The sequence below is a fragment of the Streptomyces sp. LS1784 genome (assembly GCF_020103755.1).
Taxonomy (GTDB): Bacteria; Actinomycetota; Actinomycetes; order Streptomycetales; family Streptomycetaceae; genus Kitasatospora.
The window spans coordinates 1-3,721 of record NZ_JAHSQD010000708.1; the positions used below are offsets into that span (position 1 = coordinate 1).

Below are 3,721 nucleotides of genomic sequence, written 5' to 3' on the forward strand. Positions count from 1 at the left end.
GGGCGGCGACGGGGGCACGGGCAGCGCGGCAGCCGCGGCCACCGGCCGGTGCGAGGGCAGCACCGCGAGCACCACCCGGCCGGTCACCTGCCGCAGCTGGCCGAGCAGCGCACGCTCGCCCTCGTGCAGCGCCGGGGTGTCGGCCACGTCGTCCACCACCAGCACCACGGCGTCGAAGCGCCGCGCCGAGTCGCTGCCGGGGGCGACGTTGTACGCGTAGCGCTCGTGCGATCCGCCGTCCTGCGGGTCGTCGTGGGCGGGGAAGGCGAGCCGGGTGCGGATGGCGTAGCCGGGGTCGTCCACCGCCAGGACGGGCGATCGGGTGGTGGTGGAGAACCGGACGCGGTCGCCGCCGAGCCGCTCGGCGAGGGCGTCGGCCAGGCGCAGCGGCGCGTACATCAGCTCCTCGAAGCCGAGCACCAGCACCCGCTGCGCCCCGGCGGGCAGGGCCTCGGCCAGCTGCCCGGCCAGCCGGGGCAGGACGGTGTCCAGCCGGTCGCGGTCGCGGGCGGTGAAGCCGTGCCGGCCGCCGTCCGGGAGCCCTGCGGGCCAGTCCAGCTCGACCCGGACCAGCGGCGCGGCGGCCGCCGATGGCACGGTGCCCGGGGTGACGGCCTGCGAAGGCGCGTCCGCCGCCGCCTCCGCGATCAGCCGCTCGGCCCGTTCCAGCAGGTCGGCGGGCAGTTCGACGCCGCCGCTCGCGGTGGCCACCAGGTCCAGCCGGACACCGAGTTCGGCGGCGGTCCGGTCGAGCCGCTGCCGGTCGGCCGCGGAGCGCAGGTCCACCAGGGCGACCACCACGTAGTGCCCGCGCGGGTGGCGGGCGTGCAGTTCGCGGATGGTGTTGAGCACCGTCTGTCCGGTCGAGAACTCGTCGTCCACCAGCACCAGTGGCCCGTCCCCGGCGAGGAGCGCGGGGTCGGCAGGCAGCAGCAGGTGCGAGGTGGCGTGCGAGTGCTCCTCCTCGAAGCCGCCGAGCGGGGCCACCCCGGGCACCGGGCGGCGGGTGGAGTGCAGGTAGGGGGCGTCCAGGCCGTCGGCGACGCTGTGGCCGAGGCCGGTGGCGGTCTCCGCGTAGCCGAGCACGACGGCCCGCGCGGCCGCCTCCGCACCGAGCAGTCGGCGGACCCGCCGGCCGAGTTCGAGCCCGGCACCGTGGACCACCGAGGGCCGCTGCGGCACGTGCTTGCCGAGCACGTTGGAGACCAGCAGGTGGGCGCGCTTGCGGTTCTCCCGGAGGGCCAGGCCGACGAGTTCGGGCAGTCGCTCGGAGCCGGTCAGCGCGATTCCGGCCCGGTCGGCGACCCAACGGCCGGTCCACGTCTGCGGTGTTGCTGTCACTGCTGGTCCTGCCTTCGATGGTGCGGTGGTGCGTTCGTCATATCGGCGCTGCGGAAACCGGGGGGAACGGCGCGGGCTCGGCCGCGGAAACAATCAGCCGCACAGGCAGGCCGACAGCAGTTCCGCGAAGCTCACGTCCTCCCGGGCCACCCCGAACACCTCCGCCCGCAGCAGCACCCGCTCCGCCCAGGCCCGGTGCGGCCGGGCCTCGTTCATCTTGTTGGTGTACGCCGAGCGCAGGACTCCGCCACCGTCCTGCTCCTGCCGGAGGATGTCGCGGGCGTCGCAGTACTCCTCGTGCGTGACCACGGAGAGGGCGTGCACGGCCGGCACGTGGCTGGGGTGGATGCAGGTCTTGCCGAGCAGGCCGTTGGCCCGGTCGAGTTCGACCTCCCGGATCAGCCCGTCCAGGTCGTGTTCGATGATCCGCCGCCGGACCTCCTCGCCGGAGGCCCGGAACGCCCCGGCCGCGGCGGGGACCGAGGCCCCGGTGAAAGGGGTCCGGCGCAGCTGCGGCTTGAACATCCGCTCCTGCACCGGGAAGTACTCCCAGACCGGTCCGGTGACGGTGTACCCGGTGCCGTCCGCCCGGCCGAGCACGTTGACCACGTCCCCGACCACCGCGGCGACCAGCGCCACGTCGTACGCGGTGAGGTCGGGCGAGCGCCGCAGGCCGTACGCGGAGCAGAGGTCGGTGACCCCGAGCCGGACGGCGAGCACCCGCTCGCGGTGGCCGGCGAGCAGCTCGGCGATGCCGAGCAGCTGCTCCCGCCTGGTCTCCAGGTGGGCGAGTTCGGGCGACTCCAGGACGGGCATGGCGAACAGCCGCCGCCCGGTCGCGGCCTCGGCGGCGGTCAGCGCGGCCAGGTACTCGCCGCCGTTCGCGGGGGTGAACTTCGGCAGCACGAAGCCGCTGAGCAGTTCGACGGCCGGTCCGAGGCGTTCGGCCAGGTCGAGGATCTGGGCGGCGGCACGGACCCTGATGAAGAGCAGGGGGTGGCTCTGTGCACAGTCGGTGAAATCCTTGACCAGGTCATTCAGTTGCTCGACCAGGTTCCGCTCGCCCGCGTCCACCTCGTGGTCGGCGATCGCGTCCTCCAGGCAGAGCACCATCGACACCACGCCCCGACCGGCGAGTTTGCGGATGTCGGCGGCCAGGGCGGGCCTGGTGGCCGGGCTGTAGAGGGTGCCGCCGAGGGCGGTGGAGAGCACCGCCGGCTCGCTCCGCGCGGTGAAGGGACGCGGCTGCTCCAGGAAGAGCCGGCCGCGTACGTCCTCGGCGAGGTGGCCGAAATGGCGCAAGGTGCTCTCCTCCAGGAAGTGGACCGGCCTCCGGCCCGTTGCCGACGACACCCTGGTCAACCGGCCGACCGGGCGCCATGGTTCCCGGGCACGCCTCCGCCGGACGCCCCTGCGCCGAGCCCCCGGGGACCTTTCGACCGCCCATCGTACGGACGGGATCCGGCCTCTCCCGGTTCCCCGGCACTGAACTCCCGGAACATCCCGGTCCACTTGGACGATCATGGGCGCGCCCTCGGCGAACCTCGGAAACGACGGCGGCAAACCTCGGAAAGCGCAAGTCTTGGCAAAGTCCGACCCGGCGCGGAGCGGTCCGGTCACGTTGTCCGAAGGGGTGGCGAACAGGCAGGATGGTCGGCTATGACGCACGTGATGGCCAAGGGCGCCAACATCGCACTGCCGGCGGCGGCGGTCCGCGCCGTGCTGCGCTGGAGCGCCACGCCCGGTGCGCCGGACGTGGACGCGTCCGCGCTGCTGCTCGGCGCCACCGGCAAGGTCCGTTCGGACGCCGACTTCGTCTTCTACAACCAGCCCCGTCACCCCTCCGGCCTGGTCCGCCACCTGCCCAAGCAGCAGACCTCCGGCGGTGCCGAGATCGTCGACACGGTCGAGGTCGAGCTGGGCAAGCTGCCCGCCGAGGTGGACCGCGTGGTGCTGGCCGGCTCCTCCGAGGGCGGGCCGTTCCGCGCGGTGCCGGGACTGCGCCTGCTGCTCTTCGACGCCACGGCCGGTGAGGGCGCGTCCGCGCTCGCCGAGTTCGGGATCGACGACGCCGAGAACGTCACCGCCCTGGTCGCGGGAGAGCTGTACCGCCGGTCCGGGGCCTGGAAGTTCCGGGCGATCGGGCAGGGCTACACCTCCGGGCTGATCGGACTCGCCACCGACTTCGGCATCACCGTGGACGACGAGGCCGAGGCCGACCCGGCGCCCGGGGCCACCACCACCCCCTCCGGCCCGCTCGACCCGCGCAGCACCCCGGTGCCGGACCCGCGCCCGACCACCCCCGAGCCGGGCACCTTCACCCTGGCCCCGGCCGTCCCGCAGTCGCCGCCCACCCAGCCGCCGGCCACCGCACCGGCCC

3 protein-coding genes are annotated in these 3,721 nt (G+C 74.4%); 1 reads left to right on the forward strand and 2 read right to left on the reverse strand.

The genetic code is table 11. From position 1 onward, the window contains the following. Both KS423_RS40995 and KS423_RS41000 read right to left on the reverse strand, forming a co-directional pair. A partial coding sequence (locus KS423_RS40995; protein WP_224284818.1) for a phosphoribosyltransferase family protein occupies positions 1 to 1,341 on the reverse strand: 1,341 nt, incomplete at its 3' end. Positions 1,342 to 1,434: 93 nt separating this feature from the next. Continuing rightward, on the reverse strand, positions 1,435 to 2,643 hold the full coding sequence (locus KS423_RS41000; protein WP_224284819.1) for an HpcH/HpaI aldolase/citrate lyase family protein: 1,209 nt from the start codon (positions 2,641 to 2,643) through the stop codon (positions 1,435 to 1,437). Between the two features lie 357 nt (positions 2,644 to 3,000). Here KS423_RS41000 and KS423_RS41005 point away from each other — a divergent pair. Continuing rightward, positions 3,001 to 3,721: TerD family protein (locus tag KS423_RS41005; RefSeq protein WP_224284820.1), on the forward strand; the 721-nt coding region annotated here is incomplete at its 3' end.